This window comes from Vreelandella boliviensis LC1, assembly GCF_000236035.1.
In the GTDB taxonomy this organism is placed as follows: Bacteria; Pseudomonadota; Gammaproteobacteria; order Pseudomonadales; family Halomonadaceae; genus Vreelandella; species Vreelandella boliviensis.
In genome coordinates this window covers 18887-35801 of sequence record NZ_JH393258.1, presented here as the reverse complement: position 1 = coordinate 35801, position 16915 = coordinate 18887, and the positions used below count along the sequence as shown (strand labels likewise).

General features: G+C 54.3%; 11 protein-coding genes. 7 read left to right on the top strand and 4 right to left on the bottom strand.

Annotated features, from left to right (window positions below):
• Positions 1-45: 45 nt before the first annotated feature.
• Entirely contained in the window at positions 46-1110 is a 1065-nt protein-coding gene (lipA, locus tag KUC_RS09310; RefSeq protein WP_040480580.1) for a lipoyl synthase, read from the bottom strand.
• A 195-nt stretch (positions 1111-1305) separates the two neighbouring features.
• Positions 1306-2292, bottom strand: coding sequence for a LysR family transcriptional regulator (locus KUC_RS09305; protein WP_040480958.1), 987 nt, complete (start codon positions 2290-2292; stop codon positions 1306-1308).
• 245 nt (positions 2293-2537) lie between these two features.
• Between KUC_RS09305 and KUC_RS09300 the strand changes: the two genes are divergently transcribed.
• From KUC_RS09300 to KUC_RS09275, 6 genes are all read left to right on the top strand, one after another.
• A complete protein-coding gene (locus KUC_RS09300; RefSeq protein WP_007112927.1) occupies positions 2538-5147 on the top strand; it encodes a DUF3141 domain-containing protein in 2610 nt (869 codons plus the stop codon).
• 313 nt (positions 5148-5460) lie between these two features.
• Positions 5461-8088 carry a type I DNA topoisomerase gene (gene topA, locus KUC_RS09295; RefSeq protein ID WP_040480579.1) on the top strand — a complete coding sequence of 876 codons (2628 nt, stop codon included), beginning with the start codon at positions 5461-5463 and terminating at the stop codon, positions 8086-8088.
• On the top strand, positions 8085-8546 hold the full coding sequence (locus KUC_RS09290; protein WP_007112925.1) for a DUF6586 family protein: 462 nt from the start codon (positions 8085-8087) through the stop codon (positions 8544-8546). Before topA ends, KUC_RS09290 begins: the two co-directional genes overlap by 4 nt.
• A 47-nt stretch (positions 8547-8593) precedes the next feature.
• Positions 8594-9058, top strand: a complete 465-nt coding sequence (locus tag KUC_RS09285) for a ferritin family protein (RefSeq protein ID WP_040480578.1) — start codon at positions 8594-8596, stop codon at positions 9056-9058.
• Between the two features lie 154 nt (positions 9059-9212).
• Positions 9213-9842 carry a L,D-transpeptidase family protein gene (locus KUC_RS09280; RefSeq protein WP_007112923.1) on the top strand — a complete coding sequence of 210 codons (630 nt, stop codon included), beginning with the start codon at positions 9213-9215 and terminating at the stop codon, positions 9840-9842.
• Positions 9843-10054: 212 nt separating this feature from the next.
• Positions 10055-10318, top strand: coding sequence for an Lpp/OprI family alanine-zipper lipoprotein (locus KUC_RS09275; protein ID WP_022523170.1), 264 nt, complete (start codon positions 10055-10057; stop codon positions 10316-10318).
• A 165-nt stretch (positions 10319-10483) separates the two neighbouring features.
• Here KUC_RS09275 and KUC_RS09270 read toward each other — a convergent pair whose 3' ends face one another.
• Complete coding sequence (locus KUC_RS09270; protein WP_007112921.1) at positions 10484-11653, bottom strand: L,D-transpeptidase family protein; 1170 nt, start codon at positions 11651-11653, stop codon at positions 10484-10486.
• Between the two features lie 93 nt (positions 11654-11746).
• On the bottom strand, positions 11747-15196 hold the full coding sequence (mfd, locus tag KUC_RS09265; RefSeq protein WP_007112920.1) for a transcription-repair coupling factor: 3450 nt from the start codon (positions 15194-15196) through the stop codon (positions 11747-11749).
• A 232-nt stretch (positions 15197-15428) separates the two neighbouring features.
• Between mfd and KUC_RS09260 the strand changes: the two genes are divergently transcribed.
• Positions 15429-16883 carry a glyceraldehyde-3-phosphate dehydrogenase gene (locus tag KUC_RS09260; RefSeq protein WP_007112919.1) on the top strand — a complete coding sequence of 485 codons (1455 nt, stop codon included), beginning with the start codon at positions 15429-15431 and terminating at the stop codon, positions 16881-16883.
• The last annotated feature ends 32 nt before the right edge of the window (positions 16884-16915 follow it).

The following is a 16915-nucleotide window of genomic DNA, read 5'->3' as shown; positions in this document are numbered from 1 at the left end:
AACTGGCTCAATAGCAGCAAGCCCCATGTAGCCTTAAATTTATGCCTATCCGACGTTTAATGCTGGGATTAGATTAGGATTCGATTCTTGCTCCTGACCAGGGATTGCTGCAGGTGAGGCCAGTCCCAGGTTGTTTTTCTCAAACACGCGATCAGCGCGGTAGCTAGAACGCACTAGCGGGCCAGAAGGTACTTCCATAAAGCCTTTTTCCAGGCCAATTACGCGGTAGCGATCAAACTCTTCAGGTGTCACCCAGCGTTCGACCGACAGGTGATTTTTGGTCGGGCGTAGGTATTGACCCAGAGTGACGATATCCACACCGATCTCGCGTAGATCGTCAAAGGTTTGCAAAATCTCTTCGTCGGTTTCACCCAAGCCCAGCATCAAGCTGGTTTTGGTGATGATGTCAGGGCGGTAGCGCTTGGCATGGGCGAGTACATCGAGAGTTTTACGGTAGCCTGCCCGCCTGTCACGCACGCGGCCTGTTAGCCGTTCAACGGTTTCCACATTCTGGGCAAATACCTGCAGGCCAGAATCGACAACGCGTTCGATTGCGGCAAGCTCACCATCAAAGTCGGGTGTTAAGGCTTCCACTACCACTTCTGGTGTGCGGGTTTTGATCGCGCGAATGCAGTTGGCGTAGTGGGTAGCGCCGCCATCGTCGAGGTCGTCACGATCTACTGAGGTCAATACGATATAACGCAGCCCCATTAGCTCCACGGACTTGGCGGTGTTTTCAGGTTCTTCGAGATCTAACCAGCCCTGGGGATTGCCGGTGTCTACCGCACAGAATCGGCAGGCGCGGGTACATACCGAGCCCATCAGCATGATAGTGGCGGTGCCGTTGCTCCAGCACTCGCCCATATTGGGGCAGTGGGATTCGGCACAAACAGTGCTTAAGCGATGGGTGGCGACGTTTTTCTTGACCGCCTCAAAACGCTCGCCCCCTGGGATCTGTGCCCGCAGCCACTTGGGTTTGCGCTCAAGCTCAACAGAAGGAACCTCTGCCTGCGCTTTGCGCTGCTTCATGCCATCCTTGATCACCGACATGCCATGTTCGTTACGGTATTTTTCACCGCTGGACACGCGCTGCGAGGGGGTATTGCTCATAGGGACAGAGCCTCTCTTCTGTGCGGTAGGCCGGAGGCATGAATGGGCGCTAACCCTTCCAAGGCCTGCCAATTGATACCTAATTAATTAAAACGTGGTTAATTAATACGAGTGCGCACGATATTTCATCGCGCTTATTGCTGCTAATGTAACATATCTCGCTGTTAACAAGACACCGTAAACCGTTACTCTCCATCAGGGTGAAAGTATCGGTAAACAGGCTACACCGTGGCTGGGCAAGGGGCTGGAGGGTGCCTGAAAATGGCGGCGGTAGTCGGATAAGTGCTCACGAATAAAGCTCAAAAAGAGTTCAGCGACCGGGGTAGGAAAGCGCTCCCGCGTATAGACCGTGCACCAGGAACGGTGGATGGGAAAGTCGGGCAGCCCCAGCTCAAAAAGCAACCCCTGCTCAAGCTCCAGCTGTACCGCCAAGCGCGGCAGTACAGCAACCCCCAAGTGGGCCATTACGCCGACTTTAATCGCTTCATTGGTGCCTAGTTCAATGCAGTGGGGAAGAGCGACCTGCTGATTGGCGGCCATTTGCTCAAAGGCATTGCGTACGCCAGAACCAGGTTCTCGCATCAGCACATAGTGGCGAGCGAAGTCTGCTAACGAGGGCTGAGGCATTGACAGCAGTGGGTGCTCGGGCCAGACAACGGCGGTCAGCTCGTTATCAATAATCGGCATGACCACTAAGCGATCATCTTCAGGCACCATCGCCATAATGACTAGATCGTCCTGCTGCTCGGTCAGCCGTTCAAGTGCCTGACGGCGGTTGCACACCTTTAAGCGCACATGTACCTCAGGATAGTGAGCGCGGAAGCGGGCGAGTAAGTAGGGCACTACATACTGGGCCGAGGAAACCGCGGCGATATTAAGTTCGCCGCTTATTTTGCCGTTAATATCCGATAGATTCATTTCCAAGCGTGACAGCTGACCAAAAATTTCTCGCGTCGAGTGGGCGAGGGTGTCAGCGGCAGGAAGTGTGTGGAGTGTTTTGCCCGCGTATTTAAACAGCGGCTGACCCAATGCCAACTCTAGTTGGCGTACTTGCGCGCTCACTGCGGGCTGGGTAAGCCCCAGTTGTTTAGCCGCACGGGAGTATGAGCGCTGCCGATGCACCGCCTGGAAGACCTGTAGTTGCCGAAATGTGAGGCGATTGAGCAGATTGGGGGATGACATAGCAACCTCGTAGTGAGCACCCTTTAACGTCGTAAAATTAATATCAAAATCAAGCTTCATCGCCAGGGCAAAGCATGCTACCACTGAACCTTTGACAGTGCCTAAACAGGCGTTAATTAGTCGCATAAGGCGTAATTATCAGGGTTAAAGATCGACGCCGCACGCGTAGTGGCCTAAACTATATTGCATTGCAGCATCATTGCTTTCGGGTCTGGTGCCTGTGCATCAACCCAATGGGAGACCCTATGAACTTTCTTGCCAACCCACTCGCCAATCCTTTGTTTCCTGCCAATGCTTTTACCAGCGCATGGCTAAAACAACAAAATGATTCCACAACTGTACCTGGAAGTGAGGCGATCGCTTCTTTTCTTGACCCGTTCGGGTTTGGGCGTGCCGCCTTTGGTTACTGGCGCGATAGCATGGAGCGCAGCGTTCTATACCTGGACGTTATGCGCGAACGTGGTAATCAGTACCTTGAGCATATGGAGCAAACAAAGCCCAGCGTATTGGGGTTTGAAACCGAAGTGCTGATGGATGGGCGGATGCTGCCGCGGCCAACCAACTATGAGCTGCTGCGCGTACTGCCCCACGAAGGGACGGAAATTGATCTAGAAAAGCGCCCTTTTGTAGTGGTAGACCCGCGCGCGGGACATGGGCCAGGGATTGGTGGGTTTAAGCCGGACAGTGAGCTGGGTGTGGCGCTTAAGGCGGGGCATCCCTGCTATTTTATTGGTTTTTTACCGTTTCCAGAGCCGGGTCAAACCGTCGAGGATGTGGTTGAGTCGGAAGTGGCGTTTCTTCGTCATGTGATTGCGCTTCATCCCGAAACCACCGAAAAACCGATGGTGGTAGGCAATTGCCAGGCGGGCTGGCAAATCATGATGGCGGCTGCCTTAGAGCCGGACGTTTTTGGGCCTATTCTGATTGCCGGTGCACCGCTTTCATACTGGGCGGGTGAGCACGGCAAAGCCCCAATGCGCTATACCGGCGGCATGGCGGGGGGCAGCTGGATTACGGCGCTCACTAGCGATATCGGCGATGGCCTGTTTGACGGGGCGTGGTTGGTGCAGAACTTTGAGCGCCTCAACCCGGCTAATACCTACTGGAAAAAGCAATATCACCTTTACGACAACATCGATACAGAAGCGGGCCGATATCTAGATTTTGAACGCTGGTGGGGTGGTCACGTCGTATTGGGCGGCGAAGAGATTCAATACATTGTCGATAACCTGTTTATAGGCAATCGACTCTCTACCGCGCAGTTGGTCACCCATGATGGGCGACGAATCGACCTGCGCAATGTACGCTCGCCAGTAGTGGTTTTCTGCTCGCGAGGGGACGATATTACTCCGCCGCCTCAGGCGTTGGGCTGGATTCGTGATTTATATGAAAACACAGACGACATCATCGCTAACGAGCAGACCATAGTTTATTGCCAGCATGATACTACCGGCCACCTAGGTATTTTCGTTTCTGGCAGCGTATCGCGAAAAGAGCATACCGAATTCACAGCCAATATGGATTACATCGACGTACTGCCGCCAGGGCTGTATGAAACCGCCATTTCGCCTGCCGAAAAAGGCGAAGATGCCGAGCTGTTCGAGCGTGACTACCTGCTCGAATTTATGCCGCGCAACTTTGCCGAACTGGATGCTTCAGTATTGCATAAGCCAGAGGATGATCGCCGTTTTGCCACAGTAGCGCGTATCTCAGAAATCAATTTGGGGTTGTATCGGCTCTTTATGCAGCCTTGGCTAAAAGCCATCATGACGCCGGAAGCTGCTCGCTTTATTCGTCGTATGCACCCAATCCGTTTGGGCTACAAGCTGCTTTCAGACCGCAATCCGCTTTCAGTACCCTTGCCGGTAATGGCGGAAACGGTGCGTAAGAATCGTCACCCGGTGTCGCAAGACAACCTGTTTAAAGCGCTTGAAACCATGGGGTCTGACCAGCTGGTCGCAAGTCTCAACGCGATGCGCGATTTACGCGATAGCAGTACCGAAAAAATGTTCATGGATATCTATGGTCAACCGCTGTTGCAGGCCGCCGTTGGCTTGTATGGTGATGCCCATGTGCATCGCCGCCGCCCAGGGGCTGAGCCCGAGCACCGCCGCTTTATTGAACAGCGCCAGGAAGAGCTGCGCCAGAAAATTGCTCAGGGTGGTGCCCATGAAGCGGTTATGCGTTCGCTTATCTACGTGCTTGGCGGTGCCCCGGCCACGGATGAGCGTAACTTTAAGCGGCTGCGCGCCTCACGCGCCGAGCTTGAACCCGGTATCAAGCTGTGTGAATTTAAACGCCTAGTGCGCGAGCAGTTCTTTATCTTGAAGCTGGATCGCGAACAGGCATTGAACTCACTGCCTGATCTGCTTGCAGGTAACAGCAACGACGATATCGATGGCCATATTAGCCACCTTGAACACGTGTTCGCTGCTAGCGGCGACCTTTCTGAGCATGCTGCTGATCGCTTTGCTCAGGTAAAAGCACTGTTTGATAAGGCAAGGCCGAGCAAGTCGGTAGCGAGTAAGCCGGCAGCCAGAAAACCGGCTGCGAAGGCTAAACCCGCTGCTGCGAAGAAGCCAGCTCCAAGCATTGAAGCAGTGCCTGCTCAAGCCAAGGCCACTGAAAAAGCTAGCCCCGCAAAGCCAAAGGCTGCTGCTAAAACAGCAGCGCCCGCTAAGCCTAAGGCCGCCACAGTTAAGCCCGCAGAGGTTAATGCTGAAGGCACCACTAAAGGCGAGGAAAGCAAGCCGAAAGCCCCCGCCGCTGTCAAAACAGGGCCAGAGGTCACTAAATCGCCTGCGGCTAAACCCGATAGCACTACCGGAGGTAAAAAGACGCCGCCTAAACGCTAGAGCAGTGCCTTGGCTCACCGCGCCCCCGCCTATTTGGTGGGGGCGTTTTGTTTGTCTCAATACCTTATGGGTTGCTGTAATGCCGGTGTCAGTCTAGTGTCTAGCTACTATTTATCTGAAATATGACCTTGGTTGCCTGAAATCTACGGATTTTCCCTGCGACTTGGTTGCTACTGGCGCTTAGCTAAGGGCTGGGTTAGGGTAGGCGCATTTTTTCATCCGTATCATTTTAACGGACGGTTTTATCCCGATGATACGGCACCGAATTCAGAGCACGCGCTAGACAGTCCGTGCATTAGGAAAGTGGAGCACTATGGGCAAGTCACTGGTCATCGTCGAGTCGCCAGCTAAAGCGAAGACGATTAACAAATATCTCGGCAACGATTTCATCGTGAAGTCGAGCGTGGGTCACATTCGTGACCTGCCGACCAGCGGCTCAGGTAAGGCAGCCTCCGATCCCAAGGAGCGCGCGCGCCAGGCCGCAGCGACACGCAAGATGTCGGCGGAAGAGAAGGTAGAGTATAAGAAGCGTAAAAGCCAAGATCAGCTAATTCGGCGGATGGGTATTGACCCCAATAACGGCTGGGAGGCCCGTTATGAGGTGCTGCCCGGAAAAGAGAAAGTCGTTGCCGAACTAAAGAAGCTGGCTGAGAAAGCTGACGCTGTCTATCTCGCAACGGATTTGGACCGCGAAGGGGAAGCCATTGCTTGGCACCTGCGCGAGACCATCGGTGGAGATGACAGCCGCTACAAGCGCGTGGTATTTAACGAAATCACCAAAAACGCTATTCAGGACGCGTTCAAGGCGCCTGGTGCGCTCAATATTCCGCGGGTAGAAGCGCAGCAAGCAAGGCGCTTCCTGGATCGTGTCGTGGGCTTTATGCTCTCGCCTTTGCTGTGGGCGAAAGTGGCGCGTGGGCTCTCGGCTGGCCGCGTACAGTCAGTTGCGGTTCGCCTGATTGTCGAGCGCGAGCGTGAAATTCGCGCCTTTATTCCTGAAGAATTTTGGGATGTACATGCGGATTTGGCCTCACCAGAGGGTGAGTTGGTGCGCTTTGCACTGGTGCGCCAAAATGGCAAAGCCTTTAAGCCCACGTCCGAAAAAGACACCTTGGCGCGCATTGAGCAGCTTAGAAAAGCCAAGCTGGCGATTACCTCCCGGGAAGACAAGCCCACCAGCTCAAAACCCACGGCCCCCTTTATTACCTCTACGCTGCAGCAAGCGGCGAGCGGCAGGTTAGGTTTTTCTGTCAAAAAGACTATGACCATGGCCCAGCGTCTCTATGAGGCGGGCTACATTACCTATATGCGTACCGACTCTACCAACTTGTCGAAAGATGCGGTTGAAGGTGTGCGCAGTTATATCGTCGAAGAGTTCGGCAAAAGCTACCTGCCAGAAGCACCTAATCGCTACAGCAGTAAAGAAAGTGCCCAAGAGGCTCACGAAGCGATTCGCCCTTCTAGTGTTGAGCGTAAGGCGTCAGACCTGGCCGGTATGGAGCGCGACGCAGAGCGCCTTTACGAACTGATCTGGCGCCAGTTTGTGGCTTGCCAAATGACCCCCGCAGAGTACCTGTCGAGTACGCTAAGTGTCGAAGTCGACGGTTACGAGATGCGTGCAAAAGGCCGTGTGCTAAAGTTTGATGGTTATACCCGGGTGATGAAGCCCAGCGGGAAAAATGAAGACCAAAGCCTGCCCGACTTGCCTAAAGGCACGCCCATGGCGATGGAAGCGCTTGACCCTCAGCAGCATTTTACCAAACCCGCGCCACGCTACACCGAAGCAAGTCTGGTCAAAGAGCTTGAGAAGCAGGGAATCGGCCGACCTTCGACTTACGCCTCGATCATCTCGACGATCCAGGATCGCGGTTATGTTAAGTTAGAAAGCCGCCGCTTCTACGCCGAAAAGCTAGGCGATATCGTCACCGAGCGGTTGAAAGAGTCCTTCCCTGATTTGATGGATTTTTCGTTCACCGCTCGCATGGAAGATAGCTTGGATGAAGTTGCCGAAGGCGAACGTAACTGGCAGGCGCTGCTAGATGCCTTCTACGGCGAGTTTCGTGAAGAGCTGGCTAAGGCGGAGAGCGAAGATGGCATGCGACCCAATCAGCCGGTGCCAACGGATATCGATTGCCCAAGCTGTGGCCGTCATATGCAGATTCGCACTGCTTCCACTGGGGTTTTCCTGGGTTGTAGTGGCTACAATTTACCGCCCAAAGAGCGCTGTAAAACCACCATTGACCTGATTCCAGGTGAAGAGGCAGTGGCCGAAGACGCGGGCGAAGAGGCGGAAACCAATGCACTGCGAGCCAAGCGTCGCTGCCCCAAGTGTGGCACGGCGATGGACAACTACCTGATCGATGAAACACGTAAGCTGCACATCTGTGGTAACAGCCCTGATTGTGATGGCTACGAAGTGGAAAGCGGTAAATTCAAGATCAAGGGCTACGACGGTCCGATCATCGAATGCGACAAGTGTGGCTCTGAGATGCAGTTGAAATCAGGCCGCTTTGGCAAGTATTTTGGCTGTACCAATAGTGAGTGTAAAAACACCCGCAAACTGTTGAAAAGTGGCGAGGTGGCTCCGCCGAAAATGGATCCGATCCCGATGCCGGAGCTGGCCTGTCAAAAAGTTGACGACCACTACGTGCTGCGTGATGGGGCGAGTGGACTGTTTTTGGCCGCCAGTAAGTTTCCTAAAAATCGCGAAACGCGTCCGCCGCTGGTGAAAGAGCTTAAAGCGCATGCCGATGAGCTGCCTGAGAAGTATCACTTTATTCTCAAAGCGCCCAGTGAAGACCCGGATGGTCGCCCGGCGCAAATCCGTTACTCGCGTAAGAGTAAAGAGCAGTACGTGATGACTGATGAGGAGGGCAAGGCCACCGGCTGGAAGGCCATGTTTGATGCCGGAAAATGGCACGTGGAGGACAAGCGCAAGTGAATGCACGGTCACGGACCAATCAGCTGCTCTACCAAGCAGAGCTGCTAGCTGCTTTGCCTGCGGGGGATGATGAGCATGCCTCGGCGCGGCAGATGGCGCTGGAAGAGAGTGCTTTGGCGCTGTTTGAGCTGGCATTGGAGTCGCTGCTGCGTGAAGTGACGGAACACGCCCGCTTGTCTAACCACCGTTGGACGCTGTTGCTAGCCCAGGAAGGCCCTGCTTTAGCCGAGTTGCAACGTCTGCGCGATTTAGCTGCTCAGCCGGAAAGCTGGCTGAATTGGCTGGTGGTTCAACTTGAGCGCCTGCATAGTGATGATGGTGCTGCACGGCGTACGGCTCACAATCCCGCTATGATAGCGGTGGGTAATCCAACCGGTTTACGTCAGCAGTTGCTGGATAATCTTCAGGCTGCCAAGCACGAAATAGGTGCGCTGCGCGAAACCAGCCTGGAGTGGTGAGTGTTTGATTTTAGGCATCGCTCAAGTAGTCGAGAAAGGAGATCATGATGCGCTATAACCAAGTGAAAGATTTAGTCGACTGGGCAGCGGGTTTTCATGCGCGGATGGCGGGGCAGTACAGCGAAGCCGCTAGCAAGGCAGAGAATGAGCGTCTGCAGATGGCGTTTAATTATTTGGCCGGCCGCGAGCTGAAAATGAAAACGGGCCTTGAAAACCTCTTTCATGATGGTTCTGATCATTCAGAGGTATTGGAGATTTGGTTCGATGATTCGAGCGATTTTCCTCAGCCGCCTGAACTGGATCGCATGGCAGAGCAAACCGTAACCGGCTCAATAGATGATGCGATGAGAACAGCAGCGTCTGCGCACCAGCGTCTTCAGGCACTTTACGAATATCGCGCTTCGCGTGCCAAAATTGAGCCTGAAGAGGAGTTTTTTAACGCTCTGGCTCAAGGGCATAATTCTGAAATACGTCATATAATGGCAAGTATGGAAGAGTTGCAGGGCGTTTAATGGGTCTCTATCAGTGGTTTATAGGTAATTGCTCTTGGCACGCGTCAGCCGCGAACATGACGAAATTACTAACGGCAGATGTGGGAATAAGGTATAACAGCCACCAGATGCGCCTAGTCGGTCAACCACAGGCTAACTTGTTTCGAGAGCTGTCATGTTTTTAGTTAATCGCCGTCGTTTTTTAGCCATGGCACTGAGCTTGCCAGCCGTGGCCAGTGCTGCTGTCACTGCACCTAGTCAGGCCAGTCCCACTGACCTTGTTGAAACGCTGCTAAGCCGTGCCCATGTGCCGCGCAATAGCAACGAGCTATGGGTGTTGGTTGACGACCAAGAGGCAACCCTCAGCGTGTTTCAAGGCAATGCGCTATTGGAGCGGTTTGCGCCTATATCACTTGGCCGCGCAGGGGCTAAAACCCAACGCGTTCGTGGTGATAACGTGACCCCCATGGGTGAGTTTCGTATCAATCGTTTTAACTATGAAAGCCAGTGGCGTACATTCATTGGCATTGACTACCCAACACCAGCGCACGCTAGAATGGCGCTGGAAAAAGGGATTTATTCCCAATCTGACTATGATGATTACTTCGACTACTATCGACGTTACGGTCACCCGCCGCAAAACACCGCGCTGGGTGGGGCGATTGGGATTCATGGCCTTGGAAGCGCAGACCCTGATATTCATGGGCGTTATCATTGGACTCAAGGGTGTGTCGCCGTTACCAACGAGCAAATTGATCGCTTGGCAGCGCTAGTGGGTGTTGGCACTCGAGTAGTGATCCGTTAAGCTAACGCCGTTGATGGAAGTTCGAGGTTTTAAACAAGTGGCTATAGACAACCGCTGTGGTCTATTATAAAACAGCGTTTGACTTGCGTGCTTCGCAGCACAAGTCACTGTAAAGAACCTGCACCGCAGGTAGACAAATTTAAGCTAATTATTTAGTCTTACCTTTGTCATACCCTTAACGTAGTACCCAAGGAAGACTCAAGGAGAACATTATGACTCTGAAAACTACTCTGAAGATGACTGCTGCTGCCGCTTCACTGGCAATTCTTGCTGGTTGTGCTTCTACCAGCGCGCTGGAAGAAGTTCGCATGACTGCAGAATCTGCACAGGCTGACGCTGCAGAAGCACGCAGCATGGCTTCACAAGCTATGAACACTGCAAACCAAGCCCAGCGCGATGCGCAGGCTGCACTGCAGATGTCTGAGCAGAACCGTGAAGAAATGAACCGTATGTTCCAGCGTTCCATGCAGAAGTAATTCTGCTTGGGCTGCTTAGGGAGTCACCAGGCTCTCTCAGTGGTTGCTGGATGAAAGTTGTAGTTAGTACGACGTTAGTAAGTTAAAGCGTCAGGCAAGAAGGTTTTGCTACTAGCTACGCAAAAAACCCCGCCTCGGCGGGGTTTTTTGTTGATGCGGTTTCAGTTAAGCGTCTTTGTCAGTGCCGGGGGTGGCGCTGAGTTCTACCTCATCAAACAGCTCAACAGGCTCGGGTTCTGGCTCAGGCGCTTGAGGGCCGTAGAGTGCAATAAATTGGCCGTCTGGCGCTGCAACCGCGCGCTCGATCTGCTCAGAGTCGATTTGAATATCATTTTCAGTCAGTTCAGTGACCCGCTCAAGGGCGTTCAGCAGCGGCTCAAAACCGCCTACATTCTCTTCCAGCTGTGGGAAAGATTGCACAAACAACGTGCCGTCGGCTGCCCAGCCCGCTTTGAACGGTGCATCCATCAGGTTGACCTGGGTGCCGCTGGGTAAGCGCTCATAAAGTGATTTAATATCTTCGGGGTACATACGAATACAGCCGCGGCTAACGCGCATGCCCACGCCATCGGGGCGGTTGGTGCCATGAATCAGATAGCTCGGCATGGCCAGCAGTATCGCGTGCTCGCCTAGAGGGTTGTCAGGGCCTGGCGGAACCACAGAGGGTGCTGGTTCGCCGCGTGCGGCCGCTTCGCGACGCATGGAAGAGGGCGGCGCCCAGGCGGGGTCCTTAACCTTAACCGTGGTGCGGGTAATGCCCACGGGGGTGGCGAACTCTTCACGCCCTACGCTGACCGGGTAAGTTTCGACAATGCCAGGCTTATCGGCAGGGTAGTAGTAGAGGCGCAGCTCAGACAGGTTAATGACAACGCCTTCGCGCGGTGCAGGCGGCAGAATGTACTGGGTGGGAATAACCACCTCAGTACCTACGCCTGGCACCCATAGGCTAACATTCGGGTTGGCCATGCGGATCTCTTCATAGCCAATGTTATGGCGCCGTGCGATGTCGATCAGCGTCTGCTTGGGGTCTTCAACAACAACGGTATAGCGCTCCCCAATCACATCACCTTTTTCAGGTAGGTGGAAGTGGCCACGGGGCAGTTCATTCTGGTCAGTTACCAGCAAGGCGCTGTCCACGGCGTCGATGCTGATTTCCTGTGCTTGCTCTTGTGACGGTTCTTCTGGCTGCTCTTGCGTCTGCTGTTCTTGCACTTGCTCTTGGCTGTCTGCTTGCTCGTCAGCCGGTTGCGCTAAAGCTGGGCTCGCCAGACTAGCGGCGAGTAGCACGGCCAAACTGGTTGGGCCCCAGAGAGTAAAGGTATCGCGAATGTTCATGGTCGTTCCTAGTGTGTTAATTCACTGCTGCTGCACGTTGTTGGGCCGCTGTTGCTGATTAGCAGCTGGCTAATGGCAAGTTTGCCCCAAGCTTCACGCCGCCGCTACTTTTTGATTAAGGGTGCTGAGTAGGTTCTCAAGCTGCTGGAAGCGCTTGTCGACACTTTCCATTGGTAATTCAAATCGTAAGGTGTCAGAACCGTCTAAACGGTAATGTGTTGGAGAGGCCTGAATAAGCGTCACCAGGGTTAAAGGATCCACCTGGGTGCTGCCATCAAACAGCACTCTGCCACGACTCTCGCCAGCCTCGATCTTGCTGATACCTAGCTGCTCTGCGCGGTGGCGCAGCTTGGTCTGGCGAACCAGGTTTTTAAGCGGGTTGGGGAGCAGGCCATAACGATCAATTAACTCCACCTGCAGTTCTTTAAGCTCGCTATCGCTCTGGGTATTGGCAATCCGTTTATACATGACCAGCCGCTGCTGCACATCGTGAATGTAATCATTGGGAATCAGCGCGGGCAGGTTGAGGTTAATCTCCACGCCGGTATTGAAGGGCGCATCGATATTGGGCGTTTTGCCGGCACGAATGGCCTTCACCGCACGATCCAGCATCTCCATATAAAGCGTGTAGCCGATAGTTTCCATCTGGCCGCTCTGCTCGTCACCCAGCAGTTCACCCGCGCCGCGGATCTCCATATCGTGGCTGGCCAGGGTAAAGCCTGCGCCTAAATCGTCCGAAGCGCTAATCGCTTCCAGGCGCTTTATGGCATCGCGGGTCATCGCTTTGGGTGGCGGGGTCAGTAAGTAGGCGTAAGCCTGATGGTGGCTACGCCCAACCCGGCCCCGCAGCTGGTGCAGTTGCGCCAGGCCAAATTTATCGGCACGCTCAATAATAATGGTATTGGCACTCGGCACATCAATGCCGGTTTCAATAATGGTCGAACATACCAGCACGTTAAAGCGGCGGTGGTAGAAGTCCGACATGATGCGTTCCAGGCTGCGCTCGGGGAGCTGGCCGTGGGCAACGCCCACGCGTGCCTCGGGGATCAGCTCACGGATCTTTTCAGCACTGTTCTCAATGGTTTTGACTTCGTTATGCAGCACATAGACCTGACCGCCGCGCAGTATCTCGCGCAGCAGGGCTTCTTTGATGATGCTTGCGTCGTGCTGCTGGACGAAGGTTTTTACCGATAGGCGGCGGGCGGGCGGCGTGGCAATAATCGACAGGTCACGGATGCCACTCATCGCCATATTGAGCGTGCGCGGAATAGGGGTCGCGGTCAGCGTCAAAATATCGACTTCGGCGCGCAGGGTTTTGAGCTTCTCTTTTTGCGCAACGCCAAAGCGGTGCTCCTCGTCGATGATCAGTAGGCCCATTTTGGGCAACTCAACACTTTTGGCCAGCAGCTTGTGGGTGCCGATGACGATATCCGTTTGGCCGCTTTTAATGCTCTCTAGCGTCTGGGTGACCTCTTTGCCACTGGTGAAGCGAGAGATGAGGCCAATATTAACGGCGGTGTCGGCAAAACGGTCGCGGAAGTTCTCGAAGTGTTGGCGCGCCAGCAGGGTGGTAGGTACGAGAACCACCACCTGGCGGCTAGACTGCACGGCAAGAAATGCCGCACGCATGGCGACTTCGGTTTTACCGAAGCCGACGTCGCCACACACCACGCGATCCATTGGCTGTGGAGAGGTCATGTCGCTGATCACCGCTTCAATCGCCGCGTGCTGGTCGGGGGTTTCCTCAAACGGGAAGTTGCCCGCAAAACGCAGGTACTCATCGCCTGGCGCTTCGTAGACCACCCCTTGCTGGGCTTCCCGACGGGCATAGACATCCAGCAGTTCCGCGGCGGTATCACGAATTTTCTCGGCGGCTTTACGGCGAGCTTTTTCCCACTGATCCGATCCCAGTTTGTGCAGTGGGGCCAGTTCGTCACCGGCACCGCTGTAGCGGGAGATCATATGCAGGCTGTCGACGGGCACATAAAGCTTGGCGCCATCGGCGTAGGAGAGCGCCAGGAACTCATTCGCCTGGCCGCCAGCCTCTAAGGTTTCCAGCCCAAGGTAGCGGCCTACGCCATGGGCCTGGTGAACCACTGGCGCGCCTTCGCGAAGCTCCGACAGGTGGCGTACCGCAAGCTCGTTGTCGTCGGTGGCTTTTTCGCGCCGACGGCTCTGGCGTACCACGTCACCAAACAGCTCGGTTTCACTAATCACCGCAATGTTTGGGTTATTCAGCCATAGGCCGCTATCCACTAAGCCTTCGGTGATGGCGTAAGCAGAGTCGCTAGCCAGAAAGTCATGAAAGCTATCGGTATGCGGTAGCGAGAGCTTGAGCGGTGACAGGATCTCTTCCAGCGCTTCCCGGCGACCCCGCGACTCGGCCACGAACAAAACGCGGGTTTGGGCGTGGGAGTGTAAAAAGGCTGATATCTCGGCTAATGGCTGTTTGGCGCGGGCATTGATAGACAGTGTGGGGAGCGGTGCAGATTCGGGCTGCTGCGCATGGCGTTGCTCGCTATCCTCGGTTAACTCTATGCGCGGGCGGGCTTTGATCGCCGAGAATACGTCGTTGACCGGAAAAAACGCCCTGTGCGGAGGCAGTAGCGGTCGGGTTGGGTCAACACCCAAATTAACGTAGCGTGCATCGATTGACTGCCAGTGCTGCTCGGCCGCCTCAAAAACCCCTGGCAGCAGAGCTACTCGGGTATCGTCGGTCAGGTGCTCAAACAGCGAAGCGGTCTGTTCAAAAAACAGTGGCAGGTAGTGCTCAAGCCCCGGTGACGGAATGCCTTTCAGCGCATCGTTATAAAGCGGGCACTGGCGCGGGTCGACGTCAAACAGGGTTTCAAATTGCTCGCGAAAACAGGCGATAGCGCTACGGCTTAGCGAGTATTCGTGGGCGGGGAGCAGTTCTAGCGATTCAAGCTTATCAGTTGAGCGCTGGCTACCCGGGTCGAAGTGGCGCAGCGAATCAATCTCATCATCAAACAGATCGATGCGGATCGGCTCATCCATGCCCATCGCAAACAGATCAATCAGCGCGCCGCGCATGGCGTATTCGCCGGGCTCATACACCGTTTCAACGGCGCGATAGCCAGCCCGGGAGAGCGATTCACGGAACGCTTCGCGATTTAATCGCTCGCCGCTTTTAAGCGTCATTACCCGCCCAGCTATGTACTCAACCGGGGGTAAGCGCTGCATCAGTGTATTAATCGGCACCAGGACAATGCCGCGCACGCCGTCTTGCAGTTGGCGTAGGGTGCGCAGCCGGGCCGAGACAATATCCTGATGGGGCGAAAAGCTGTCGTAGGGTAACGTTTCCCAGTCTGGGAAGGGCAATACCGGTACATCGCTATAGAAGAAGAGGTCTTGTTCAAGGCGCTGCGCGCTGGCCGTATTGGGAGTAATCACCAAAAGCGGGGCTTTGGCGGCAACACGGGAGAGTGCCAGCGCAGTCGCGCTGCCCGGCGGCGATGTCCAGTAGAGCGTATCGCGAGTCCCTTGGGGCTGGGGCGGTTCGAGCAGAGAGAATGTCGGCATAAGCAAGATATCGTTTTGCGCTGAAACGGAACGGAGATCATACACGATCACCCGTTTCAGTTAGAGTGCCGCGGCTTATGGTAGCGGCTGAAACTTTTTAGTGAGGCCGTTTTTGTAGTGAGATTGGCATTTCTGTAATACCCCTACATGTTGTGCGACTATCCATTCATTGCTACGACTGTACATGCCCCGGATAATGCAATTTCCGTTTCACTACCTGATGAGGCCGCACGTGAGTCAGCAAGCTCTCGAAAACGTTTTTCAAGAATGGCAAGGCAACGAAGCCTTGGCGGAGCAGATGATCCCGTTAGTAGGGCGGCTCTATCGCCAAAATAACGTTGTTGCCACCATGTTCGGACGTTCGCTGATCAAACGCTCGGTCATCCGTATTCTTAAAGACCATCGCTTTGTGCGCAAAGTAGAAGGGACAGAGCTCTCTGTTGAGGATACCTATCCCATCGTGAAGGGCATGATCGCTTTGAACCTTGGTCCCGCCCATGTTGATGTGGGCAAACTGGCGGTAATGTTTAAGAATCAGGGCGGTGGTGATGTCGAAGCCTTCCTGCGCAAAGAGCTGCACGAAATTATTGATGGCTACCAGCCGGGAGCCAGTACCGGTGAGCCACAAGATGTGGTGCTCTACGGTTTCGGTCGCATTGGCCGTTTGCTGGCACGGGTGATGATTGAGAAAGCCGGTGGCGGTAATCTTTTGCGCTTGCGCGCTATTGTGGTTCGTGGCCGTGGTGATGTTGCCAAAGATCTTGAAAAACGTGCCAGCCTGCTGCGCCGCGATTCCGTGCACGGGCCCTTTGACGGCACCATTATGGTTGATGCCGATGCCCGCACGCTAACGGTCAACGGCAATGTGATTCAGGTCATTTACGCTGACTCGCCCAGCGAGATTGACTACACCGAGTACGCTATCGATAACGCAGTCATTGTGGACAATACCGGTATTTGGCGCGATGAAGAGGGTCTTGGCCAGCACCTGCAATGTAAAGGCGCTGCCAAAGCCCTGTTGACGGCACCGGGTAAAGGCGATATCAAAAACATCGTTTATGGCATTAACCACGAATCCATTGGCGACAGCGATCTAATTGTCTCCGCCGCGTCGTGTACAACCAATGCGATCGTGCCGGTATTGAAAGTGCTTAACGATGAGTATGGTGTGGTGAATGGTCACGTTGAAACCGTACATGCTTACACCAACGACCAGAACCTGATCGATAACTACCATAAAGGCGATCGTCGTGGCCGTAGTGCGGCGCTGAACATGGTATTGACCGAGACAGGGGCAGCCAAGGCCGTATCGAAAGCGTTGCCCGAGCTTGAGGGTAAGCTGACCGGTAATGCGATTCGTGTACCGATCCCCAACGTTTCCATGGCGATTCTCAACCTGACCCTGGATAAAACGACTGACGCCGTGGCGTTAAATGATTACCTGCGCCGGATGTCGATTGACTCTGCCTACCAGAAGCAAATCGACTTTGTTGACTCTGCTGAGGTGGTGTCATCGGACTTTGTAGGTAACCGTCATGCCGGTATTGTCGATGCCAAGGCCACCATTGCCAACGGTCATCATGCGGTCATTTATGTGTGGTATGACAACGAGTTTGGTTATAGCTGCCAAGTCGTACGTATTTTGCAGCAAATGTCTAACGTGCGGTTCTTAAAACTTCCTCGCTAGTTAAACTTAGCAAAGCCCGTACGTCGGGTGTT